The organism is Stenotrophomonas sp. C-A, assembly GCF_054030835.1.
On record NZ_CM132916.1, the window covers coordinates 3,139,837 to 3,159,817 of the forward strand.

24 protein-coding genes are annotated in these 19,981 nt (G+C 67.5%); 16 read left to right on the forward strand and 8 right to left on the reverse strand.

The genetic code is table 11. From position 1 onward, the window contains the following. Positions 1-21 precede the first annotated feature (21 nt). The 3 genes from ACW5IY_RS14765 to ACW5IY_RS14775 all read right to left on the reverse strand — a co-directional run bounded on the left by ACW5IY_RS14765 (position 22) and on the right by ACW5IY_RS14775 (position 1,780). Entirely contained in the window at positions 22-1,059 is a 1,038-nt protein-coding gene (locus ACW5IY_RS14765; protein ID WP_032129774.1) for a LacI family DNA-binding transcriptional regulator, read from the reverse strand. Between the two features lie 149 nt (positions 1,060-1,208). Then, positions 1,209-1,484 carry a BolA family protein gene (locus ACW5IY_RS14770; RefSeq protein ID WP_434060509.1) on the reverse strand — a complete coding sequence of 92 codons (276 nt, stop codon included), beginning with the start codon at positions 1,482-1,484 and terminating at the stop codon, positions 1,209-1,211. Continuing rightward, positions 1,481-1,780: a YciI family protein gene (locus ACW5IY_RS14775; protein ID WP_049433697.1), complete on the reverse strand. Its 300-nt coding sequence runs from the start codon at positions 1,778-1,780 to the stop codon at positions 1,481-1,483. The genes ACW5IY_RS14770 and ACW5IY_RS14775 overlap by 4 nt, the downstream gene beginning before the upstream one ends. Before the next feature lie 375 nt (positions 1,781-2,155). Between ACW5IY_RS14775 and ACW5IY_RS14780 the strand changes: the two genes are divergently transcribed. From ACW5IY_RS14780 to ACW5IY_RS14790, 3 genes are read left to right on the forward strand one after another with little or no spacing between them, the layout of a single operon-like run. Continuing rightward, positions 2,156-3,070, forward strand: a complete 915-nt coding sequence (locus ACW5IY_RS14780; protein ID WP_049433688.1) for a segregation and condensation protein A — start codon at positions 2,156-2,158, stop codon at positions 3,068-3,070. A 13-nt stretch (positions 3,071-3,083) separates the two neighbouring features. Continuing rightward, complete coding sequence (gene scpB, locus ACW5IY_RS14785) at positions 3,084-3,959, forward strand: SMC-Scp complex subunit ScpB (RefSeq protein WP_049433687.1); 876 nt, start codon at positions 3,084-3,086, stop codon at positions 3,957-3,959. After that, positions 3,952-5,586, forward strand: a complete 1,635-nt coding sequence (locus ACW5IY_RS14790) for a pseudouridine synthase (protein WP_049433686.1) — start codon at positions 3,952-3,954, stop codon at positions 5,584-5,586. Before scpB ends, ACW5IY_RS14790 begins: the two co-directional genes overlap by 8 nt. Positions 5,587-5,702: 116 nt before the next feature. On the opposite strand, the gene ACW5IY_RS14795 is transcribed toward ACW5IY_RS14790, so the two are convergent. Then, on the reverse strand, positions 5,703-6,491 hold the full coding sequence (locus tag ACW5IY_RS14795) for an AraC family transcriptional regulator (protein WP_457326784.1): 789 nt from the start codon (positions 6,489-6,491) through the stop codon (positions 5,703-5,705). A 90-nt stretch (positions 6,492-6,581) separates the two neighbouring features. On the opposite strand from ACW5IY_RS14795, the gene ACW5IY_RS14800 reads away from it, so the two are divergent. Continuing rightward, entirely contained in the window at positions 6,582-7,709 is a 1,128-nt protein-coding gene (locus ACW5IY_RS14800) for an MFS transporter (RefSeq protein WP_049433684.1), read from the forward strand. A gap of 111 nt (positions 7,710-7,820) precedes the next feature. Here ACW5IY_RS14800 and ACW5IY_RS14805 read toward each other — a convergent pair whose 3' ends face one another. Next, the gene (locus ACW5IY_RS14805; RefSeq protein ID WP_010486702.1) at positions 7,821-8,228 is read right to left on the reverse strand and encodes a hypothetical protein; all 408 of its coding nucleotides are present in this window, start codon (positions 8,226-8,228) and stop codon (positions 7,821-7,823) included. Between the two features lie 356 nt (positions 8,229-8,584). Here ACW5IY_RS14805 and ACW5IY_RS14810 point away from each other — a divergent pair, with 356 nt between their 5' ends. After that, positions 8,585-8,878, forward strand: coding sequence for a hypothetical protein (locus ACW5IY_RS14810; protein WP_049433683.1), 294 nt, complete (start codon positions 8,585-8,587; stop codon positions 8,876-8,878). Here ACW5IY_RS14810 and ACW5IY_RS14815 read toward each other — a convergent pair. The 3 genes from ACW5IY_RS14815 to ACW5IY_RS14825 form a co-directional block, all read right to left on the reverse strand. Continuing rightward, positions 8,865-9,299 (reverse strand): hypothetical protein, encoded by a 435-nt coding sequence (locus ACW5IY_RS14815; RefSeq protein ID WP_032129781.1) that lies wholly within the window; start codon positions 9,297-9,299, stop codon positions 8,865-8,867. The genes ACW5IY_RS14810 and ACW5IY_RS14815 overlap by 14 nt on opposite strands. A 103-nt stretch (positions 9,300-9,402) precedes the next feature. Next, positions 9,403-10,209, reverse strand: a complete 807-nt coding sequence (locus ACW5IY_RS14820) for an amidohydrolase (RefSeq protein WP_049433682.1) — start codon at positions 10,207-10,209, stop codon at positions 9,403-9,405. A gap of 14 nt (positions 10,210-10,223) precedes the next feature. Further along, positions 10,224-11,372 (reverse strand): pyridoxal phosphate-dependent aminotransferase, encoded by a 1,149-nt coding sequence (locus ACW5IY_RS14825; RefSeq protein WP_043401496.1) that lies wholly within the window; start codon positions 11,370-11,372, stop codon positions 10,224-10,226. Positions 11,373-11,568: 196 nt separating this feature from the next. Between ACW5IY_RS14825 and ccmA the strand changes: the two genes are divergently transcribed. From ccmA to ACW5IY_RS14880, 11 genes are all read left to right on the forward strand, one after another. Further along, positions 11,569-12,198, forward strand: coding sequence for a heme ABC exporter ATP-binding protein CcmA (ccmA, locus tag ACW5IY_RS14830; protein WP_049435067.1), 630 nt, complete (start codon positions 11,569-11,571; stop codon positions 12,196-12,198). Continuing rightward, positions 12,195-12,890 carry a heme exporter protein CcmB gene (ccmB, locus tag ACW5IY_RS14835; protein WP_006456616.1) on the forward strand — a complete coding sequence of 232 codons (696 nt, stop codon included), beginning with the start codon at positions 12,195-12,197 and terminating at the stop codon, positions 12,888-12,890. The genes ccmA and ccmB overlap by 4 nt, the downstream gene beginning before the upstream one ends. A 43-nt stretch (positions 12,891-12,933) precedes the next feature. Beyond that, complete coding sequence (gene ccmC / locus ACW5IY_RS14840) at positions 12,934-13,704, forward strand: heme ABC transporter permease CcmC (RefSeq protein ID WP_010486688.1); 771 nt, start codon at positions 12,934-12,936, stop codon at positions 13,702-13,704. After that, positions 13,701-13,889, forward strand: a complete 189-nt coding sequence (locus ACW5IY_RS14845) for a heme exporter protein CcmD (protein WP_019336397.1) — start codon at positions 13,701-13,703, stop codon at positions 13,887-13,889. Before ccmC ends, ACW5IY_RS14845 begins: the two co-directional genes overlap by 4 nt. After that, the gene (gene ccmE / locus ACW5IY_RS14850) at positions 13,886-14,347 is read left to right on the forward strand and encodes a cytochrome c maturation protein CcmE (protein ID WP_019336396.1); all 462 of its coding nucleotides are present in this window, start codon (positions 13,886-13,888) and stop codon (positions 14,345-14,347) included. Before ACW5IY_RS14845 ends, ccmE begins: the two co-directional genes overlap by 4 nt. After that, a complete protein-coding gene (locus ACW5IY_RS14855) occupies positions 14,348-16,267 on the forward strand; it encodes a heme lyase CcmF/NrfE family subunit (RefSeq protein WP_049435068.1) in 1,920 nt (639 codons plus the stop codon). An 8-nt stretch (positions 16,268-16,275) separates the two neighbouring features. Beyond that, complete coding sequence (locus ACW5IY_RS14860) at positions 16,276-16,893, forward strand: DsbE family thiol:disulfide interchange protein (RefSeq protein WP_049435069.1); 618 nt, start codon at positions 16,276-16,278, stop codon at positions 16,891-16,893. Positions 16,894-16,897: 4 nt separating this feature from the next. Further along, a complete protein-coding gene (locus ACW5IY_RS14865; RefSeq protein ID WP_049435070.1) occupies positions 16,898-17,347 on the forward strand; it encodes a cytochrome c-type biogenesis protein in 450 nt (149 codons plus the stop codon). Next, on the forward strand, positions 17,341-18,330 hold the full coding sequence (locus ACW5IY_RS14870) for a tetratricopeptide repeat protein (protein WP_049435071.1): 990 nt from the start codon (positions 17,341-17,343) through the stop codon (positions 18,328-18,330). The genes ACW5IY_RS14865 and ACW5IY_RS14870 overlap by 7 nt, the downstream gene beginning before the upstream one ends. A gap of 180 nt (positions 18,331-18,510) precedes the next feature. Then, positions 18,511-19,623: a homoserine O-acetyltransferase MetX gene (metX, locus tag ACW5IY_RS14875; protein WP_043401487.1), complete on the forward strand. Its 1,113-nt coding sequence runs from the start codon at positions 18,511-18,513 to the stop codon at positions 19,621-19,623. Further along, positions 19,624-19,968, forward strand: coding sequence for a DUF1294 domain-containing protein (locus tag ACW5IY_RS14880; RefSeq protein WP_049435072.1), 345 nt, complete (start codon positions 19,624-19,626; stop codon positions 19,966-19,968). The last annotated feature ends 13 nt before the right edge of the window (positions 19,969-19,981 follow it).

Below are 19,981 nucleotides of genomic sequence, written 5' to 3' on the forward strand. Positions count from 1 at the left end.
AAAGAAGGAACGCCTCTGGCTTCAATGGCCCGATGGCGGAGTGGTGGAATCGCGAACTATCAAGCGGGGAACCAGGGTCTGCTTGTCCCCTGTCCCATCCGTGGAGGTGCCGTCCATCAACTGCAGCAGGCGCGTCATGGCCCGGTCGCCGAGCTCGGCGATGCTGACCTGCATGGTGGTCAGCGACGGGTGGACGAAACGCGCCAGTGGAATGTCATCGAAGCCCGCCAGGGCAACATCGGTCGGAACACGGACACCGGCCTGCGTGAACGCGTACAGGCATCCCAGGGCCATCATGTCGTTGGCGGCGAACACGGCATCAGGCAGCGCTCCGGCTGCCAGCAACTCCTGACCGGCGCGATGGCCGGAAGCTTCGTCGAAATCACCGGGCAGCTCGATGCCCTCGGCGCCACCGCCAAAAGCCGCCAGCGCGTCACGGAAGCCGCGCAGGCGCTCGCGCGCGTCGAAGTTGAGATCCGGGCCAGAAATGAAAGCGATGCGACGGTGGCCAGCGTCGAGCAGATGGCGGGTCATCGCCATCGCACCGGCATGGTCGTCAATGCTCAGCACCGGGTGGTCCTGCCCGGGCAGATAGGTGTTGATCAACACCGTCGGCAACGACTGCGGCAGGTTGTCGGTCAGGAAACCGGGGCTCTCGGCATAGGGCGAGAGCACCAGCAGGCCATCGACGCGGCCGCGCATGGCGCGCAGGGCCGCACCCTGCTGCTCCTGGTCACCGTGATAGCTGGACACCAGCAGGTGCTGGCGGCGGCTACGGGCGACATTGTCGATGCCACGCATCAGTTCGGAGAAGAATTCGCCGTACAGGTCCGGCAGCACCACGCCCACCGTATTGGTGCGGCGGCTGCTCAGGCTGCGGGCGGCGGCGTGCGGGGTGTAACGCAGCCGTGCGGCCACCTCCAGCACAAGCTGGCGGACCGGTTCGGCGACATTTTCATGCCCGTTGAGCGCGCGGGAAACCGTGGCCACGGAGACCCGGGCTTCGCGTGCGACGTCTTTGATTGTGATAGCTGCCTTGTTCACGAAGCCGCCCTCCACGGCTTGGACCTACCAGCATTGGCGCGGAATGTAAGCGTTTCCATCTGGGCTTGTAAACAGTCCGTTAGGCGAATGTCCCGAAATGGACATGGAAATCTGTCTGCAGCGAGCCCCCGCAGGGACCCGCCAGGACAGCGTGGGACAAGGGCTCAGCCCTGTTCTGACGGGGTCTGCGCGCGGATGGACAACGCGTGGATATCGGTCTCCATCATCGTCCCCAGCGCGGCGTACACCGCGCGATGCCGGGCCAGCGGGCCCAGTCCGGCGAAGCGTTCACTGACCACATGCACGTTGAAATGGCCGCGACCATCGCGCGCACCGGCATGGCCGGCGTGGCGATGGCTGTCGTCTTCGATCTCGAGCACGCTCGGCGCCAGTGCATGCTGCAGCGCATCACGCATTCGCGAGATCCGTTCCGCGTTCACGGCAACACCTTGCGGAACGGTCGCACCTGCACGCGGGTGTAGACGCCGGCCGCCACGTACGGGTCGGCGTCGGCCCAGGACTGGGCCTGCAGCAGCGACTCGAACTGCGCGATCACCACCGAGCCGCTGAAACCGGCCGGGCCCGGGTCTTCACTGTCCACCGCCGGGCACGGGCCGGCCAGCAGCAGGCGTCCCTCGTCGCGCAGCGCGTGCAACCGCGCCAGGTGTTCCGGCCGCGCCTGCAGCCGCTGCGCCAGCACATCCTGGCCGTCATACCCTTCGATCACATACCACACCGGCATTTCCTCGCTTGCGTTGTCGGGTCCGCAGATTCTAGCCAATGCCGCCCCTGCCCCGGCCCGGCTGGACACTGGCGCGACAAAGGCTTACCCTAGACTCCATTGCACGTGGCTGGATGCAGCAGCCCGTCGGTTTTTGCGGCCAACGCAGCCCCCGACGACCGTCCCGCTGCTTCAAACCGGTCCACCTGGCCGGGCCACGTAGACGACCTCCCCGTAGTTCCGTCGCCGCCGTTTCCTGCGGCGCGTCCTGCTGTTTGATATGTGTGGAATCGCGCCGATCCCGGCGTGTCTGGTGCCCTGGGGCTCCGTGGCGTTGGCCCGGCGAACCCGGTGCCGCGACTGGTCCGTTGCAATCCTGATGTCCATTAGATGACTTCCGAACTCGCGCTCGACGCGAACCCGCCAACCCGGCCGCCCGCCCCACAGCAGCAGGAAATGCCGCTGGCCGTGGTGCATGGGCAACCGGTCCTGCAGATTCCGCAGGACCTGTACATTCCGCCGGACGCGCTGGAAGTCATCCTGGATGCCTTCGAAGGCCCGCTGGACCTGCTGCTGTACCTGATCCGCCGGCAGAACCTGGACGTGCTGGACATTCCCGTGGCCGAGATCACCCGGCAGTATGTGGAATACATCACCGTGATGCGCGAGCTGCGCTTCGAGCTGGCCGCCGAGTACCTGGTGATGGCGGCGATTCTGGCCGAAGTGAAGTCGCGGATGCTGCTGCCGCGCCCGGTCAGCGAGGAAGGCGATGAGGCCGACCCGCGCGCCGAGCTGGTGCGCCGGCTGCAGGAGTACGAACGCTTCAAGCAGGCCGCCGAGGACATCGACGCCCTGCCCCGCCAGGACCGCGATACCAGCCTGGCACACGCCTTCATGCCCGAACGCGCCACGGTGAAGCTGCCGCCGCCGGTGGACCTGAAGGAAATGCTGCTGGCCCTGCACGACGTGCTCAAGCGCGCCGAGCTGTTCAGCGGTCACGCCATCAAGCGTGAGGCACTGAGCGTCCGGCAACGCATGGGCGAAGTGCTGGGACGCCTGGAAGATGGCAAGTTCTATCGTTTTGAAGGGTTGTTCACGGCTGAAGAAGGCAAGCTGGGCGTGCTGGTCACGTTCCTAGCGGTGCTGGAACTGGCCAAGGAACAGCTGCTGGACATCGTCCAGGAAGAACCTCTGGCGCCGATCTACGTGAAATCGCTGGCCGCCGGCAACACCAACGCCCCGCTGCAGTTCAGCAGCGAGTTCGACGACAACGACGACGACGCCAATGCCAATGCAGACGAGTGAGCGCTGACTGCCGATGGATCAATCGCTGATCAACCGCATTGTCGAGGGTGCCCTGCTGGCCTCCAGCCAGCCGCTCACCCTGGCCCAGCTGAAGGACCTGTTCCCGGAAGAGGAACCGGCACCGCCGGGCAGCATCGAACGCGCGCTGGAACGCCTGCGCGAGGCCTGCGAAGGCCGCGGCGTGGAACTGGTCGAGGTCGCCTCCGGCTTCCGCTACCAGGTGACCGGCGAAGTGCATGGCTGGATCAGCCGGCTGTGGACCGAACGCAAGACCCGTTACACCCGTGCCACCCTGGAAACCCTGGCGCTGATCGCCTACCGGCAACCGATCACCCGCGGCGAGATCGAGCAGGTGCGAGGCGTGGCGGTCAGCAGCAACATCATCCAGGCGCTGGAAGAACGCGAGTGGATCCGCGTGGTCGGCCACCGCGATGTGCCCGGCAAGCCGGCGCTGTTCGGCACCACCAAGGGCTTTCTGGATTATTTCGGCCTGAAGCGATTGGATGAGCTGCCGCCCCTGTCGGAACTGAAGGACCTGGGCGAGCTGGAACCCCAGCTGTCCCTGGACCGCGATGTGCCCGCAGCAGCAAGCGCCGACGGTCCTGACATCTCGGCCGGCGACGAAGGCGCTGCCGCGAACGATGATGCCGGCCTGGCCGGTAGTGACACCCCCGATTCCGCCGACGCAGCTCCTGCAGCGGCTACCGATGAGCAAGCACCTTCGCCCCTCGATGATGGGCACCCCGATTCCGCGCCGGGCGAGCGCGCGGTGCCAGTGAACGAACGCGAAGACAACGCCGTCGCGATGACGACCGTGGCTGTTGACCAAGCCGATTCCGAACCAGAGGCCGACCTCGAAACCGTCGGCCGGAGCAAAACTGATGAGTGACACCCCCCGTAACAAGCTCTCGCTGAAGCGCGAAGCCACCTCCGAACAGTTCAAGCTGGAAGAGCGCCTGCACAAGGTGCTGGCCCAGGCCGGCCTCGGCTCGCGCCGCGCGCTGGAACAGCGCATCGCCGAAGGCCTGGTCAAGGTCAACGGTGAAGTCGCGCAGACCGGCATGTCGGTCAAGAGTGGCGACAAGATCGAGCTGGATGGCCGTGGCTTCGTCGCCACCGCCCTGGCCGAGCCGTCGCGCGTGCTGGTCTACAACAAGCCGGAAGGCGAAGTGACCACCCGCGATGATCCGGAAGGCCGCCCGACCGTGTTCGAATCGCTGCCGCCGCTGAAGGGCGCGCGCTGGATCGCGATCGGCCGCCTGGACATCAACACCACCGGCCTGCTGCTGGCCACCACCGACGGTGAACTGGCCAACGCCATGATGCACCCGTCGTTCGAGGTCGAGCGCGAATACGTGGTCCGCGTGCGTGCGCCGGAAGGCGAGGAAAAGGTCTCCGACGCCATCGTCGACCGCCTCACCCGTGGCGTGGCACTGGAAGACGGCCCGGCCAAATTCGACGAGATCGAACGCATCGGCGGTACCGATTCGCACGACTGGTTCCGCGTCGTGGTGAAGGAAGGCCGCAACCGCGAAGTGCGCCGCCTGTGGGAATCGCAGGGCTGCCAGGTCAGCCGCCTGAAGCGCACCCGCTACGGCAAGGTGAGCCTGCCGCGCGAACTGGCCCGTGGCCATTCGGTGGAACTGGGCACCACCCAGGTGGAAGCCCTGCGTGCGCAGCTGAAGCTGGAAGAAGGCGCGCCGTCGGCGCTGACCCTGCAGCCGGTGATCGGCCAGCGCCGTGCCGCCAAGACCACCGTGCGCGTGCGCGAAGGTGGCCGCGGCAATGCCTACGTCAACGGCCATAACACCGCCGACGAAGGCCGCGAGCTGCGTCGTTTCGACAACGTCCGCGAAGACCGCGGCCGTGGCCGCGGTGGCAAGGGCGGCGGCTTCAAGGGTGGCCTGACGGTCAGCGGTGAAGCGGCGGCCAAGCAGTCGCAGAAGCCGTTCAAGCAGCGTGCCCAGAAGAACGACCGCTCGCTGCCGGAAGGCAACCCGGCCGCGTTCCGCACCTGGTACGTGCCGGATGGCGTGAGCACCGGCCCGAGCGGCCATCGCAATGCCGGTCCTGGCGCACGTGGCCCCGGTGCCCGTGGTCCGGGTGCGGGCGGCCAGGGCCGTCCGTACGGCAAGCCGAAGGGTCCGGGCGCAGGCGCCGGTGGCGGCCAGGGCCGTGGCGGTTTCGGCGGTGAAGGCCGTGGCGGCGCAGGCGGCCAGGGTCGTTCGGCCGGTGCGGGCAACCGCTCGCAGGGCCAGGGCAACAAGCACCCGTACGGCCATCCGGGCAATGCCCCGAGCTTCCCGTCCGACCACGCCACCCCGGGCTTCAACCCTTATGGCAGCCCGAAGCCGGCACAGGGCGCCCGTCCGGGCAGTCGCGGTCCGGGCGGCGGCAACCGCGGTCCAGGCGGTAATCGCGGCCCGGGTGGTCCGGGTGGCAACCGTGGCCCGGGTGGCCCCGGCGGCAACCGCGGTCCGGGCGGCCCGCGCCGCAGCGGCCCGCGCGGCGGCTGATCGCTGACACGCATGAAATGAGAAACCCCGGCGCAGGCCGGGGTTTTTCGTTGAAAAGGGGACGGAGGGGATTAAGTCGTTTTTGCCACGGTGTGTGTCGAAGGGGCGAAAGCGACTTAATCCCCTCCGTCCCCTTTTGCGTGGCGCTGGAAAGCGGCGGGAGTGGTGCCGGTCATGCTGCGGAAGAAGGCGATGAACGGGCTCTCGGCGGAGAAGCCGGTGTCCTGCGCCACATGCGCGACGCGATGACCCAGCAGCAGCAACTCCATGGCCCGCATCAGGCGCCATTGCTGGCGCCAGGCCTGATAGCTCATGCCGGTATCACGCTGCATCAACCGGCCGACGGTACGCGCGCTCAGGCCCGTGCGCGCGGCCAGATCCCCCAGTTCGGGCGGCAGCTGCTCGGCCAGCGGCAGGCAACGTGCGATCCGCGGATCACGCGGTAAAGGCAGGTCCATCGGCGCCACCGGTGCAGCGGCGATTTCCAGCACGCACAACGCCAGTTGATGGTGCGCGCGCGGCGACTGCCAGTCATGGTCGAACGGCGCCTGCGCGATCGGCTCCAGCAAGGCCTGCAGCAGCGGACCGACGCCGATGATCGCCGGCTGCCGGGGCAGCTGGGCCGACAGGGTGGCGTCGAAGTACAACGAACGGTAGTCGACTGCCTGGCGCATCTGCGCACGATGGCGCAGCCCACCCGGAATCCACGCCGCGCGCGCGGGCGGCAGCAGGCTGAAGCGGTCACCGTAGGTCAGGCGCGTACAGCCCTGCCGGGTGTACAGCAGCTGCGCGCGTGCATGTTGGTGCCAACCCGAGTCGTGATCCGCCAGTGAGGCCGCGATCCCCAACACCGGAGCGCCCCAGGCATCGGCGTCGAAGTGCGCATCCGGCTGCAACCAGGCCATGTCTGATTTCATATATCTGATGACAGGATAGACAGAGTGCGCCATTGCGGGCGCGACCACAATGCGCGGCCCTGTTCCTGGAGCGCCCGCATGTCGCGCCGCCTGTTGTTGCTCGCCATTGCACTGCTGATGTTTCCGCAGCTGGCACAGACCCTGTACAGCCCGGCCCTGGCCGATCTGGCCGAACGCTTCGCCCTGCCGCCGAGTGCCGCCAGCCAGGCCATGAGCCTGTACCTGTTCGGCTTCGCTGCAGGCGTGCTGCTGTGGGGGCACCTGGCCGATCGTATCGGTCGTCGCCCCGCCCTTCTCTGTGGCCTCGCCGTCTTCGCAGTGGCTGCACTGGGCGGGCTGATGGCTGGCAGCTTCGGCCAGGTGCTGCTGGCCCAGGCGTTGGCCGCAGTCGGCGCCGCCGCCGCTTCGGTGGTGACCCAGACCGTGCTGCGCGACCATCTGCAGGGGCCAGCGTTGGCGCAGGCATTCTCCTGGATCGGCATGGCCCTGGCCCTGAGCCCGGCCATCGGTCTTGCACTGGGCACGCTGCTGGTCGCCGCCAATGGCTATGCCGGCGTACAGTCCGGCCTGCTGCTGATAACTGCCCTGCTGGCGGTCGCATGCCTGGCTGGCCTGCGCGAAAGCCGTCCTGCACAGATCCCGCACACGCCCATGCTGCCGCTGCTGCGGGAACTGCTGCGCGATCGCTGGATCTGGTCACACGCGTTGCTGGTGATGGCCTTCAACGTGGCGATGTACAGCTGGTATGTGCTCGGCCCCTTCGTGTTTGCGCGCCTGCACTGGCCAGCCACCTGGTTCGGCGCCAGCGGCGCGGTGCTGGCACTGGGCTCGGCACTGGGCGCGTGGGGCAATGGCCGCCTGCTGCGTGCAGGCGTTGCCTCAACCACGCGCATCCGCATCGCCGCAGGACTGGTTCTGACGGGAGGCCTGCTGGCCGCGCTGCTGCATGATCACCCTGCCCTGGTCGCGGCGATGGTACCGGTGGTGATGGGCTTCGGTCTTGCCATCCCCAATGTGCTCGGCCAGGCCCTGCGCGGCTACCCACACTGCCTCGGCAGCGCAGGCGCGCTGTTCGGCCTGCTCTACTACCTGTTGATCGGTGCGGCAATGGCGCTGGTCGGTGCAGTGCAGCTGCTGGCACCGACCCTCATCGCGTGTGGCCTGCTGGCCTTGTGGCTGCAGCGGCAGCGGGACCCGGTCAGCTGAAGAGGGAAGACCGGGTCATGGATCACGGCGAAGAAGGCCCCCTTCCTGCTGCCATGTGGTCAGCGGGGCCCCGGGGTCCCTGCCCCGGGGCCTGGATCAGCGAACAGCCGGTTACTGGACGTTGATCACTTCGTCCATCGGCGCGAGGAAGTTGCCAGGACTGTTACGCGACGCCGAGATCACATAGGTCCCGGGTGTTGCGATGGTCGCGGTGCAATGGCGGATGGGCGTGGTGTTGCCACCGTCGTAATTGTCATTGGTACGGCACAGGAACTGACCATTGGCATAGACCGAGAAATTACTCGTTCCATCCACCTGGCCGCCGCCTGTGATGTAGATTTCCGACGGCGAGCCAGCCACACGTGGCAGGGTGCCGATCTCGAATCTGGCTGTTACCGGATGCGGCAACAGGCTAGGACACGGCACAACGAGTCCACTGTCAGACAGGCAGACCTCGGCGTGGGCGATGGCGGGCGTGGCGATGAGGGCCACGAGCAGCACGGACGTTCTGAACTCCATTCCAGCGTCTCCAATGATCCCAGCAGAATCGCTGGGACGTCCCTGTTAGGCATTGCGGGGTTACTGCAGGGTCAAGGAAACGTAAATGCACTGCGCGCCCACAGCATCGGATAGCTGCAGGACCCGCTCTGGGCGGTGCGTTGCACGCCTCCAGTGCGGTTGGCTCCCATCCCTTCCCGATGACTTCATGTCGATGCAGGATGCTCACCGGCGCGCGGCACTTTTCCGTTGCGTCTCGACGTTCACAGCTCATGTTAGGAATTGCTGCAAACACGGAGCATTGTGCGCCACGCCCGGAATTCACATCAGGGCGCTGGCTATCGTGCGCGCTCTCCCACACAAGGCAGATGATGCCCATGATCACCATCACCGCCGAACAGGCCCGCGCCAACGCCGATGCCGCCAAGCGCCCGATCGAACTGTTCTACCGCGACCTCGACAATGCCATCCAGATCGGCTCGGAAAATGGCCGCCGCTACATCGTGTTCGGCTTCAGCCAGGTGATGGCCAGCGAGCAGCTCGTCGAAGACGTGGTCGCACAGCTGCTGAAGAATGGTTTCGGTGTCGAACGGTTGTTGAGCGATTCCGAACAGCACTACATCCGCATCAGCTGGGGAACTGCCGCGCCGTCGCGCCTCAGCGCCGGCTGAGGGTGAACGCGGTGCCGTCCACGCCCAGATCCCAGCCCTTGCCGGTACCGGACAGGGCCAGCGAGATGTCGCCCTTGGTCATCACCTGCGCGTTGCTGGACTTCACCGCACCGGCATGCGCGCCGACCGAGGCGTACGTACCCAGCAGTTCATTGACGCTGACAGCGCCGGTGAAACTGCCACGCCCGTTGGTGATTTTCGACTTGCCGACGGTCAGGCCGCCACCCTTCATCTGGATGCGCACCGGCATGCTGGCGCCGTTGCTGCAGGTGACCGTGCCATTGCCGGATGCGGTCTTGTAGATCAGCGACCAGCCGGAGAGGTTGTAGCGCAGCTCGCAATCGAGGTTGCCAGCGGCGTGCGCGGCCGGGGCCAACGATGCGGCGGACAGCGCCAGTAGCAGGGCGAAGGACGTGTTCATGGCGGGACTTCCAGTTCGGTCGGACTGGCGGCGAATCTAACAGCGCGCGCGTGCACGTTGAATGCAGGCGCGCGCGCTGGTGCGGCAGTGTTCAGGCCGTCGCTCAGGCCTGCTCGTCCAGGTGGAAGGCATCGGCATCAAGCATGGCCGGGAAGCGCGCGCGATGCGCGGCCAGCGCCTCGGCCGAAATAGTGGTGGTGACCACCTGTTCGCGCTCACGGATTTCCACCTGCGGCTGGCCGAGGAAATCCAGCACCGCGCTGTCGCCGGCGTAGTGCAGCTGGTTGCCATCGACGCCGACACGATTCACTGCAGCCACGAAGCACAGGTTCTCGATCGCACGTGCACGCAGCAGTGTCTTCCACGCATAGGCGCGTGCCGACGGCCAGTTGGCGACGAAGATCTGCAGGTCGAAATCCAGCTGCTGCGGACGCTCCACGTTGTAGCGGTTGCGGCAGAACACCGGGAAACGCAGGTCGTAGCAGACCTGCGGATTGATCCGCCAGCCCTTCCATTCCACGCTCAGGCGCTCGCGACCGGCGGCATAGCGCTCGTGCTCGCCGCCGTAGCGGAACAGGTGCCGCTTGTCGTAGTACTCCAGGTTGCCATCGGGCGTGGCGAACAGCAGGCGGTTGTAGACGCCTTCGCCATCACGCAACTGCACGCTGCCGATCACCGCCGCGTTCAAGGCCCTGGCCTGTTCGCGCACCCAGGCCACGGTCGGCCCGTCCATGCCTTCGGCCTGGGCAATGGCTTCGTTGGAGAAGCCACTGGTGAAGGTCTCCGGCAGGATCACCAGATCGGTGGTGCCGGCCAGCGGTGCCAGCAGCCCGCCGTAGTATTCACGGTTGCCCGCCGGGTCATGCCAGCGGGTGTCGCCCTGGATGAGGGAAATACGCAGGTCCTGCATGTCCACGCCTCCGCTCAGAGCAGGCGCAGGCGTTCGATCGCCGCGTCCATGGTCGCTTCATTCTTGGCGAAGCACAGGCGCACCAGGCGCTGGCCAGCCGGCGGGTTCTCGTAGAACGGCGACAGCGGGATGGCAGTGACGCCCTTCTCGATGGTCAGCCACTTCACGAACTCGTGGTCCGGCAGGTCGCTGATGGCCGAGTAATCGACCAGCTGGAAGTAGCCACCCGGGACCGGCAGCGCCTTCAGGCGGGTGCTGGCCAGCTGCTCGCGGAAACGGTCGCGCTTGGCCTGGTAGAACGCGCCCAGCTCGAGGTGGTGTTCGGGCTCATCGCGGATCATCGCAGCGAAGCCGTACTGTGCCGGGCCGAAGCTGGTGAAAGTGTTGTACTGGTGCACCTTGCGGAACTCGGCGGTCAGCGCCGGCGGCGCGATTGCGTATCCGATCTTCCAGCCGGTGCAGTGGTAGGTCTTGCCGAAGCTGGAGATGACGAACGCGCGCTCGCGCAGCTCCGGGTAGCGCAGCGCCGATTCATGGCGACGGCCGTCATAGATGATGTGCTCATACACCTCATCGGAGATCAGGTAGATCTGCGTGCCGCGCAGCAGCTCGGCCAGCGCCTGCATGTCCTGCGCCGACAGCATCGCGCCGGACGGGTTGTGCGGGGTGTTGACGATCAGCATGCGGGTGCGCGGGGTGATCGCCGCACGCACGCGGTCCCAGTCGACGGCAAAGGTCTGCGGATCCAGCGACACATGCACGGCCTTGGCGCCGGCCAGGTCGATCGCCGGCTCATAACAGTCATACGCCGGGTCGAGCACGATCACTTCCTCGCCGGCACGCACCACGGCGTGGATGGCGTTGAAGATGGCCTCGGTACCGCCACTGGTGACGGTGATCTCGCTGTCCGCATCGACCTGCGCGCCGTAGCAGTCCAGCGCCTTCTGCGCGATGGCCTGGCGCAGCGGCGCCACACCGGTCATCGGCGGGTACTGGTTCAGCCCGGCGGCCATCGCCTTGGCCGTCTCATCGATCAGGCGCTGCGGCGCGGAAAAGTCCGGGAAACCCTGGCCCAGGTTGACTGCGCCGTGTTCGGCGGCGAGCTGGGACATCACGGTGAAGATCGTGGTACCGACCTTGGGCAGCTTGGTGTTGGGTTGCATCGGCCTGGAGTCTGGGGGAACGAGGCCCAGAAGTGTACGAAATCCACGCTGCGACTGTGGGTTCAGCCGGTAGCACCGGGTCATGCCCGGCGGCTCTTTGCATATGCCCTGCGGCCGCCGGGCATGGCCCGGCGCTACCGGGACGGCATTCACCGCTACAATTGCCGCCGCACTCCGGCATGAAGACCCCTGCCCCTTGAACACCCCTGCATTGCTGGCCGCCAGCGGCCTGAGCTTCTCCCGCAATGACGAGCCGGTGTTCGGCCCGCTGGACTTCCATGTGGACGCCGGCGAAGCCCTGCTGGTGCAGGGCGGCAACGGCGCCGGCAAGACCACCCTGCTGCGCGTGTTGGCGGGCCTGGCCCTGCCCGGTGCCGGGCAGGTGCAGATCGATGGCCGGCCGGCCGGCAATGCCGAGCGCGCGCGCTACGTCGCCTACCTCAGCCACCTGCCCGCATTGAAGCCCGATCTGGACACGCTGGAGAACCTGCACTTCCTGTGCGGCCTGCACGGGCGCCGCGCGCGCCAGATGCCGGGCAACGCGCTGGCCATCGTCGGCCTGGCCGGTTATGAGGACACCCTTGTTAGGCATCTGTCCGCCGGGCAGAAGCGGCGGCTGGCACTGGCACGCATCTGGCTGTCGCCGGCGCCGCTGTGGCTGCTCGACGAACCCTATGCCAACCTCGACCTGGAGGGCATCACCCTGGTCAACCGGATGATTTCCGCGCACCTGCGCGCCGGCGGCGCGGCGTTGGTCACCACCCATGGCGCCTATGCCGCGCCGCCAGTGCGCACCCGCCAACTCGACCTCGGCGGTGCCGCATGATCGCGCCAGGCACCGAACCGGGCCTGTGGCAGACCGCAGGCGCCCTGCTCAAGCGTGACCTGCGCCTGCTCTGGCGCCGTCGCGGCGATGCGCTGCAGCCGCTGCTGTTCGCGGTGCTGGTGGTGGTGCTGTTCGCGCTGGCGCAGGGTCGTGAGCCACAACTGCTGGCCGCCACCGCAGGCGCAGTGCTGTGGCTTGCGGTGCTGCTGGCCGGGCAGCTGTCGCTGGATTCACTGTTCCGCTCCGATGCCGAAGACGGCTCGCTGGAACAATGGCTGCTGGCGCCGGTGCCGCTGGCCTGGCTGGTGCTGGTGCGCGTGCTGCTGCACTGGGCGACCACCGCGCTGCCGCTGATCGTGGTCAGCCCGCTGCTGGCCGAAATGCTGCATCTGCCGCATGACCAGCTGCCGATGTTGCTGGCATCGTTGCTGCTGGGAACGCCGTTGCTGAGCCTGATCGGTGGCGTGGTCGCCGCGCTGACCGTAGGCATCCGACGCTCTGGTATTCTCGTGGCGTTGCTGTCGCTGCCGCTGTACGTGCCGGTGCTGGTGTTCGGCGCCGGCAGTCTGGCGGCAGCCGGACGCGGACAGGATCCGGTCGGTGCGCTGCTGATGCTGGGCGCCGGCCTGCTGGTCGCGCTGGTGCTGGCGCCGTTGGCCACCGCCGCTGCAATACGTATTTCTCTGAGTTGACCGAGCTGAGAGCCAATCCACCCCTGCTGGATAGCCGCCACGCATGAATCCGATTGTCCGCTGGTTCCACCAACTCGGTTCGCCCCCCACGTTCGACCGATTCGCTGCCCGCTGGTCGCGGGTGTTCTACCTCGCGGCGGTGCCGGTGCTGCTGGTCGGCATGTGGCAGGCGCTGCTGGTGGTGCCGCCGGAAGCCAAGCAGCTGGACAGCTTCCGCATCCTCTACATCCACGTGCCCAGTGCCTGGATGAGCCTGTTCGTGTTCGCGCTGATGGCGCTGTATGCCGCCATCGCCCTGATCTGGCGGATCAAGGTCTGCGAGATCCTGGCCATGGCCTGTGCGCCGATGGGCGCCGGCTTCACCCTGATCACCCTGCTGACCGGCAGCATCTGGGGCAAGGGTACCTGGGGTACCTGGTGGGACTGGGACCCGCGCATGACCAGCGAACTGGTGCTGCTGTTCCTGTACCTGGGCGTGATCGGCCTGTACCACGCCATCGAGGACCGCCGCAGCGCCGCGCGCGCGGCCGGCCTGCTGGCCATCGTCGGTGTCAGCCTGCTGCCGGTGATCCGCTATTCGGTGGACTGGTGGGGCGGCCTGCATCAGCGCCAGTCGATCAACGTGTTCGGTGAATCGGCGATCAGCAGCGCGATGATCGCGCCACTGTGGTGGATGGTCATCGGCACCAAGTTCTGGTTCGCCGGTTCGGTGCTGGCCAAGGCCCGCGCCGACAACCTCGACCGCGAGGCCGGCAAGGCCTGGGTCGGTGGCCGGGTCGATGCCGCACGCGCGGCCGGGGAGGCCCAGCCATGACCCACCTGCCCTATGTGATCGGCGCCTACGCCGTGTTCGTGCTGGTGCTCGGCGCCGATGCCATCGGTTCGTGGCTGCGCCTGCGCATGGCACGCCGGTTGGCGCTGGCACGCCAGCAGCGGCAGCAGACCCGTGCCGTCAAACAGGATGCTGCGGCGCCGCTGTCGACGGAGCTGGAACGATGACGCCAGTACAACGCCGCCGCCTGGCCTGGGTACTGCTGGCCCTGCTCGCCTCCGGGCTGGCCACCGCACTGGTGGCGATGGCGCTGGAACGCAACATCGCCTACCTCTACACGCCCTCGGAAGTGCTGCGCGGGGATGTCGACGCACAGTCGCGGTTCCGCCTGGGCGGCATGGTGGTGAAGGGCTCCTTCAACCGCCCGGTCGGTTCGCTGGAAGCGCGTTTCGAAGTGACCGACGGCGATGCCCAGCTGGCGGTGACCACGTCGCGGATCCTCCCGGACATGTTCGCCGAAGGCACCGCAGTGGTCGCCAGTGGCCGCCTGCAGGAGGGTGTCTTCGTCGCCGACGAAGTGCTGGCCAAGCACGATGAGAAGTACGTGCCGAAGGAAGTGGCCGACAAGATGGGCGACGCCCATCGCAAGCACGACGTGCCGGTGACGGCACCCGAGGTGCGCTGAGTGCTGCCCGAACTGGGTCAGATCCTGTTGTTGTGCGCGTTGCTGGCCTCGCTGCTGCAGGCCGGCCTGCCGCTGGTCGGCGCGCATCGCAGCAACACGGCATGGATGGCGGTGGCACGGCCGGCCGCCTTCGCACAGCTGCTGCTGCTCGCCGGCGCCTTCGCGGTGCTCACCGCCGCGTTCGTGCAGCAGGACTTCTCGGTGCGCTACGTGGCCGAGAACTCCAATTCGTTGCTGCCGATGATCTACCGCTACTCCGCGGTCTGGGGTGCGCACGAGGGCTCGCTGCTGATGTGGGCGCTGGTGCTGGCACTGTGGACCGGCGCGGTGGCGCTGTTCTCGCGGCACCTGCCTGCACCGGTACAGGCGCGCGTGCTGGCGGTGATGGGCGTGGTCAGCGTCGGCTTCCTCGCCTTCCTGATCTTCACCTCCAATCCGTTCCTGCGCCTGAACCCGGCGCCGCTGGAAGGCCGCGACCTCAACCCGCTGCTGCAGGACCCGGGGCTGATCATCCATCCGCCGATGCTGTACATCGGATACGTGGGCTTTGCCGTTCCGTTCGCATTCGCGGTGGCGGCCCTGCTGGAGGGGCGCATCGATGCGCGCTGGCTGCGCTGGACGCGGCCGTGGACCAACGTCGCCTGGGGCTTCCTGACCCTGGGCATCGCACTGGGCAGCTGGTGGGCCTATTACGAGCTGGGCTGGGGCGGCTGGTGGTTCTGGGACCCGGTGGAAAATGCCAGCTTCATGCCGTGGCTGGTCGGTGCGGCATTGATCCATTCGCAGGCCGTCACCGAAAAGCGCGGCACGTTCGGCAGCTGGACACTGCTGCTGGCGATTGCCGCCTTCGCGCTGTCGCTGCTCGGGACCTTCCTGGTGCGCTCTGGTGTGCTGACCAGCGTGCATTCGTTCGCTGCAGATCCGTCGCGCGGCCTGTTCATCCTGGTGTTCCTGTCGGTGCTGGTCGGCGGCAGCCTGCTGCTGTACGCGCTGCGCGCCAGCCAGCTGAGCGTGGACGCCGACGATCCGCGCCGTGGCTTCACCGCCACCTCGCGCGAGACCCTGCTGCTGGCCAACAACCTGCTGCTGGCCACCGCCTGCGCGATGGTGCTGCTCGGCACGCTGTATCCGTTGCTGGCCGATGCGCTGTCGCTGGGCAAGATCTCGGTCGGCCCGCCCTACTTCGGCAGCCTGTTCCTGCTGCTGATGGCGCCGATGATCCTGCTGCTGCCGTTCGGCCCGCTGGTGAAGTGGCAGCGCGACCAGCCCTCGCGCTCGTTCGCGCTGCTGGCACCCTGGCTGGGTCTGGCCGTGCTGCTGGGCGCGCTGGCCTGGTGGAAGGCGCCGCAGAACGGCTGGAAGGCCGGTCTCGGTGTCGCCGCCGCGGCCTGGGTCGGCTTCGGTACCGCACGCTTCGTCTGGCAGCGACTGCGCGGCAACGGCCGCTTCACCGCCGAAATGCTCGGCATGATCGTCGCCCACGCCGGCATCGCCGTGTTCCTGGCCGGTGCGCTGCTGGTGGAAGCCCTGAACGTGCAGCGTGAAGTGGCGCTGGCACCTGGCCAGCAACTGGTGGTCGGCCGCTACGAAGTGCGCTTCGAGGGCGTGGACCACCGCGAAGGCCCCAACTTCATCGCCGACCGTGGCCATCTGCGGGTGTTCCGCAACGGCCGCGAACAGGCCCTGCTGCATCCGGAGAAGCGCCAGTACGCCAGTGGCGGCCAGGTGATGACCGAGGCCGGCATCGATGCACGCTTCGACGGCGATGTCTACGTGGCATTGGGCGAGCCGCTGGGCAACAATGCATGGGCGGTCCGGGTGCACATCAAGCCGTTCGTGCGCTGGATCTGGCTGGGCGCGCTGTTGATGGCCCTGGGCGGATTCATCACCGCCGCCGACCGCCGTTTCCGTCGTCCGTAGGAGTTTCCATGTCCGAGTCCCCCGCCCCGCGCCCCTCCCGCCCGCTGCCGCCGGTAGCCATCGTGATCGGCGTGCTGTTCTTCTTCGGCCTGCTCGGGCTGATGATCTACGGGGTGATGAAATCGGGTGATCCGCAGCGCGACGTGCTGCCCTCGGCGCTGATCGACAAGCCGGCGCCAGCGTTCGCGCTGCCGGTGCTGCACGACCCGGAAATGATCGTGCACAGCGACGAACTGCGCGGCGCGCCTTACCTGTTGAACGTGTGGGGCAGCTGGTGCGCGGCCTGCCGCGAGGAACACCCGGTGCTGACCCGTTTCGCCGAGAGCAAGCGCGTGCGCGTGATCGGCTACAACTGGAAGGACGAGCCGACCGATGCCCTGCACTGGCTGGAGCAGCTGGGCAACCCGTTCATGGTCGTGCTCAGTGATGTTGAAGGCCGCACCGCGATCGACTGGGGCGTGACCGCTGCACCGGAGACCTTCCTGGTCGACGGCAGCGGCATCGTGCGCTGGAAGTACAGCGGTGCGATGACCCAGCGCGTAGTCGACGAGAAGCTGATCCCGGCATTGGAAAAGGTCGAGAAGGCCCAGGGCAATGCCGGCAGCACGCTGCACACGGCGCCCTGAGCCCATGCGCTGGCTGCTGGCGTTGCTGCTTCTGATGCTGCCGCTGGCTGCGGTGGCACAGCAGCCGCTGCACGATCCGCAGCCGCTGCAGTTCCGCGATGGCGCCGAAGAACGCCGCTTCCATGACCTGGCCGCGCAGCTGCGCTGCGTGCAGTGCCAGAACCAGTCGCTGGCCGATTCCAACGCGCAGATCGCGCAGGATCTGCGCCGCGAGGTGCTGCAGCTGATGCAGCAGGGCCACGACGACGCACAGATCAAGCAGTTCCTGGTCTCCCGCTACGGTGAGTTCGTGCTCTACCAGCCACCGTTGCAGCCGGGCACCTGGCTGCTGTGGGGCGGTCCGCTGCTGGTGCTGGGCGCCGGCGCGCTGGTGGTACTGGGCATCGTCCGCCGCCGTGGCCGCACGGTCGCTGCCGCCCCCGCCAGCAAGACCGATGAAGGAGACGGATGGTGAGCCATTGGCTGCCGATGCTGGCCGGGCTGGTGGCCGCACTGATGGCGGCGCTGGTGCTGTGGCCGCTGCGCCACCACGGTCGCCGCGGTTTCGTGGTGGGTGTGCTCGCGCTGGGCGTGGCCGGTGCCTGCCTGTATCTGCTGGTCGGTGATCCGCGTGCAGCACAGGTACAACCGACGCCGTCGGTAGCCACCCTGCGCGATGGCGTGCAGGCCCTGCAGGATGCACTGAAGCGTGACCCACAGCGGGCCGATGGCTGGGCGCTGCTGGGCCGGTCGCAAGCCGAACTGGGCAACGCCGCAGCCTCGGCGGACGCCTTCGCACGTGCCGCCGCTCTCGCTCCGGAAGACCCCGGCGTACTGGTGGAAGCGGCGCAGGCACGTGCGCAGGCCGATGCCGGCAAGCAGTTCGATGACACCGCGATGGCCTGGTTGCAGCAGGCGCGTGCACAGGCACCCGATGCCGAGCGCGCCAGCTGGCTGCTGGGCATCGCCCTGCGCCAGCGCGGAAAGAATGCCGAGGCCGCGGATGTGTGGAGCGGCCTGCTGCCACGGCTTGAGCCCGGCGCCGCGCAGGCGCTGCAGGCGCAGATCGCCATCGCCCGCGAAGCGGCCGGCCTGGCACCCGATGCCGCTCCTGCGGCACCAGAGGCGCTGCTGCAGGTGCGCGTGCAGCTGCCTGCGCTGAAGAACACCGAGTGGCCGGCCAGCACCCAGGTATTCGTGCTGGCCCGCGCCGTGGGTGGACCGCCGATGCCGGTGGCCGCACGCAAGCTGCCGCTGGCCGGTTTCCCGGCCACGGTCGGGCTGGGCGACGCTGACAGCCCGATGCCGACCGCGCCGCTGTCGGCACATCGCGACGTGGAAGTGCTGGCACGCATCTCGCGCAGCGGCAGTGCCAATCGCAGTGAAGACGACCTGCAGAGCACGCCAGTGAAGGTCAGCCTGCCGCATGAGGGCGTGGTGGAGCTGCGGTTCCCCTGACCTGTAGAGCCGAGCCCACACTCGGCTGCGATTGGGTTGCCGGCGCCCGCCAGCCGAGCATCGGCTCGGCTCTACAGTAGATCTACGCCATGCATGGATACGACGGTCCGGTCCGCGTCCACCCGCTGCTGGAAACCAGCGTGTCGCCAGCTCCACATGCGGCCCCGCTAGAATGGCTGCATGACCGAATTCATCCCGCCCGGCACCCGCTTCCACGCCCTTCCCTCTCCGTTCCCTTTCAAGCGCGGCGGCGCCCTGCACGGCGCGCGCGTGGCCTACGAAACCTGGGGAACACTGGCGGCCGACGCCAGCAATGCGATCCTGATCGTCACCGGCCTCTCACCAGATGCGCATGCCGCGGCCAATGACGCAAACCCGGCTGCGGGCTGGTGGGAAGGCATGGTCGGCCCTGGCAAGCCGATCGATACCAACCGCTGGTTCGTGGTCTGCGTGAACTCGCTGGGCAGCTGCAAGGGTTCGACCGGTCCGGCCTCGCTCAACCCGGCCACGGGCGAACCGTATCGCCTCGACTTCCCCGAGCTGTCGATCGAAGACGGCGCGCGCGCCGCGATCGAAGTCGTGCGTGCCCTGGGCATCGAACAGCTGGCCTGCGTGGTCGGCAATTCAATGGGCGGTATGACCGCACTGGCCGTGCTGATGCTGCAGCCGGGCATCGCGCGCAGCCACGTCAACATTTCCGGCAGTGCGCAGGCGCTGCCGTTCTCGATCGCGATCCGTTCGCTGCAGCGCGAGGCGATCCGCCTCGATCCGCGCTGGAATGGTGGCCACTACGACGATGCCGAATACCCCGAGTCCGGCATGCGCATGGCGCGCAAGCTGGGCGTGATCACCTACCGCTCCGCACTGGAATGGGATGGCCGCTTCGGCCGCGTGCGGCTGGATTCGGACCAGACCGACGACGATCCGTTCGGCCTGGAATTCCAGGTGGAAAGCTATCTGGAAGGCCACGCACGGCGCTTCGTGCGTTTCTTCGATCCGAACTGCTACCTGTACCTGAGCCGCTCGATGGACTGGTTCGACCTGGCTGAGTATGCCGACGGCGACGTGCTGGCCGGGCTGGCGAAGATCCGGGTGGAGAAGGCGCTGGCGATCGGCGCCAACACCGACATCCTGTTCCCGGTACAGCAGCAGCAACAGGTCGCCGACGGCCTGCGCGCCGGCGGCGCCGATGCGCGCTTCATCGGCCTGGAATCGCCACAGGGCCACGACGCCTTCCTCGTCGATTTCGAGCGTTTCGGCCCGGCCGTGCGCGGCTTTCTCGACGCGCTGTAGGTGGCATGGCGGCGTCATCTCGCGCTGGCCGCGTTCGGCGCGTTGATCGCGCTGACGGTCAGCGGCGTGCTGCCGCTGTGGCTGGGTGGGTGGTGCATGCTGGCCAGCGCGGTGTCCTTCGGACTGTACGGGCACGACAAGCGCGCAGCGCAGAGAAAGCAGTGGCGTATTCCGGAGCGCACATTGCAGCTGCTGGCCTTTGCCGGCGGTTGGCCCGGCGCGCTGCTGGGCCAGGCGATGTTCCGCCACAAGCACCGCAAAGCCTCGTTCCAGTGGGTGTTCTGGCTGTGCGTGCTGGCCAACGTGGCCTCGATCGCGGTGATGCTGCGCGAGTTCTCGCGATAGCAACCTGTAGAGC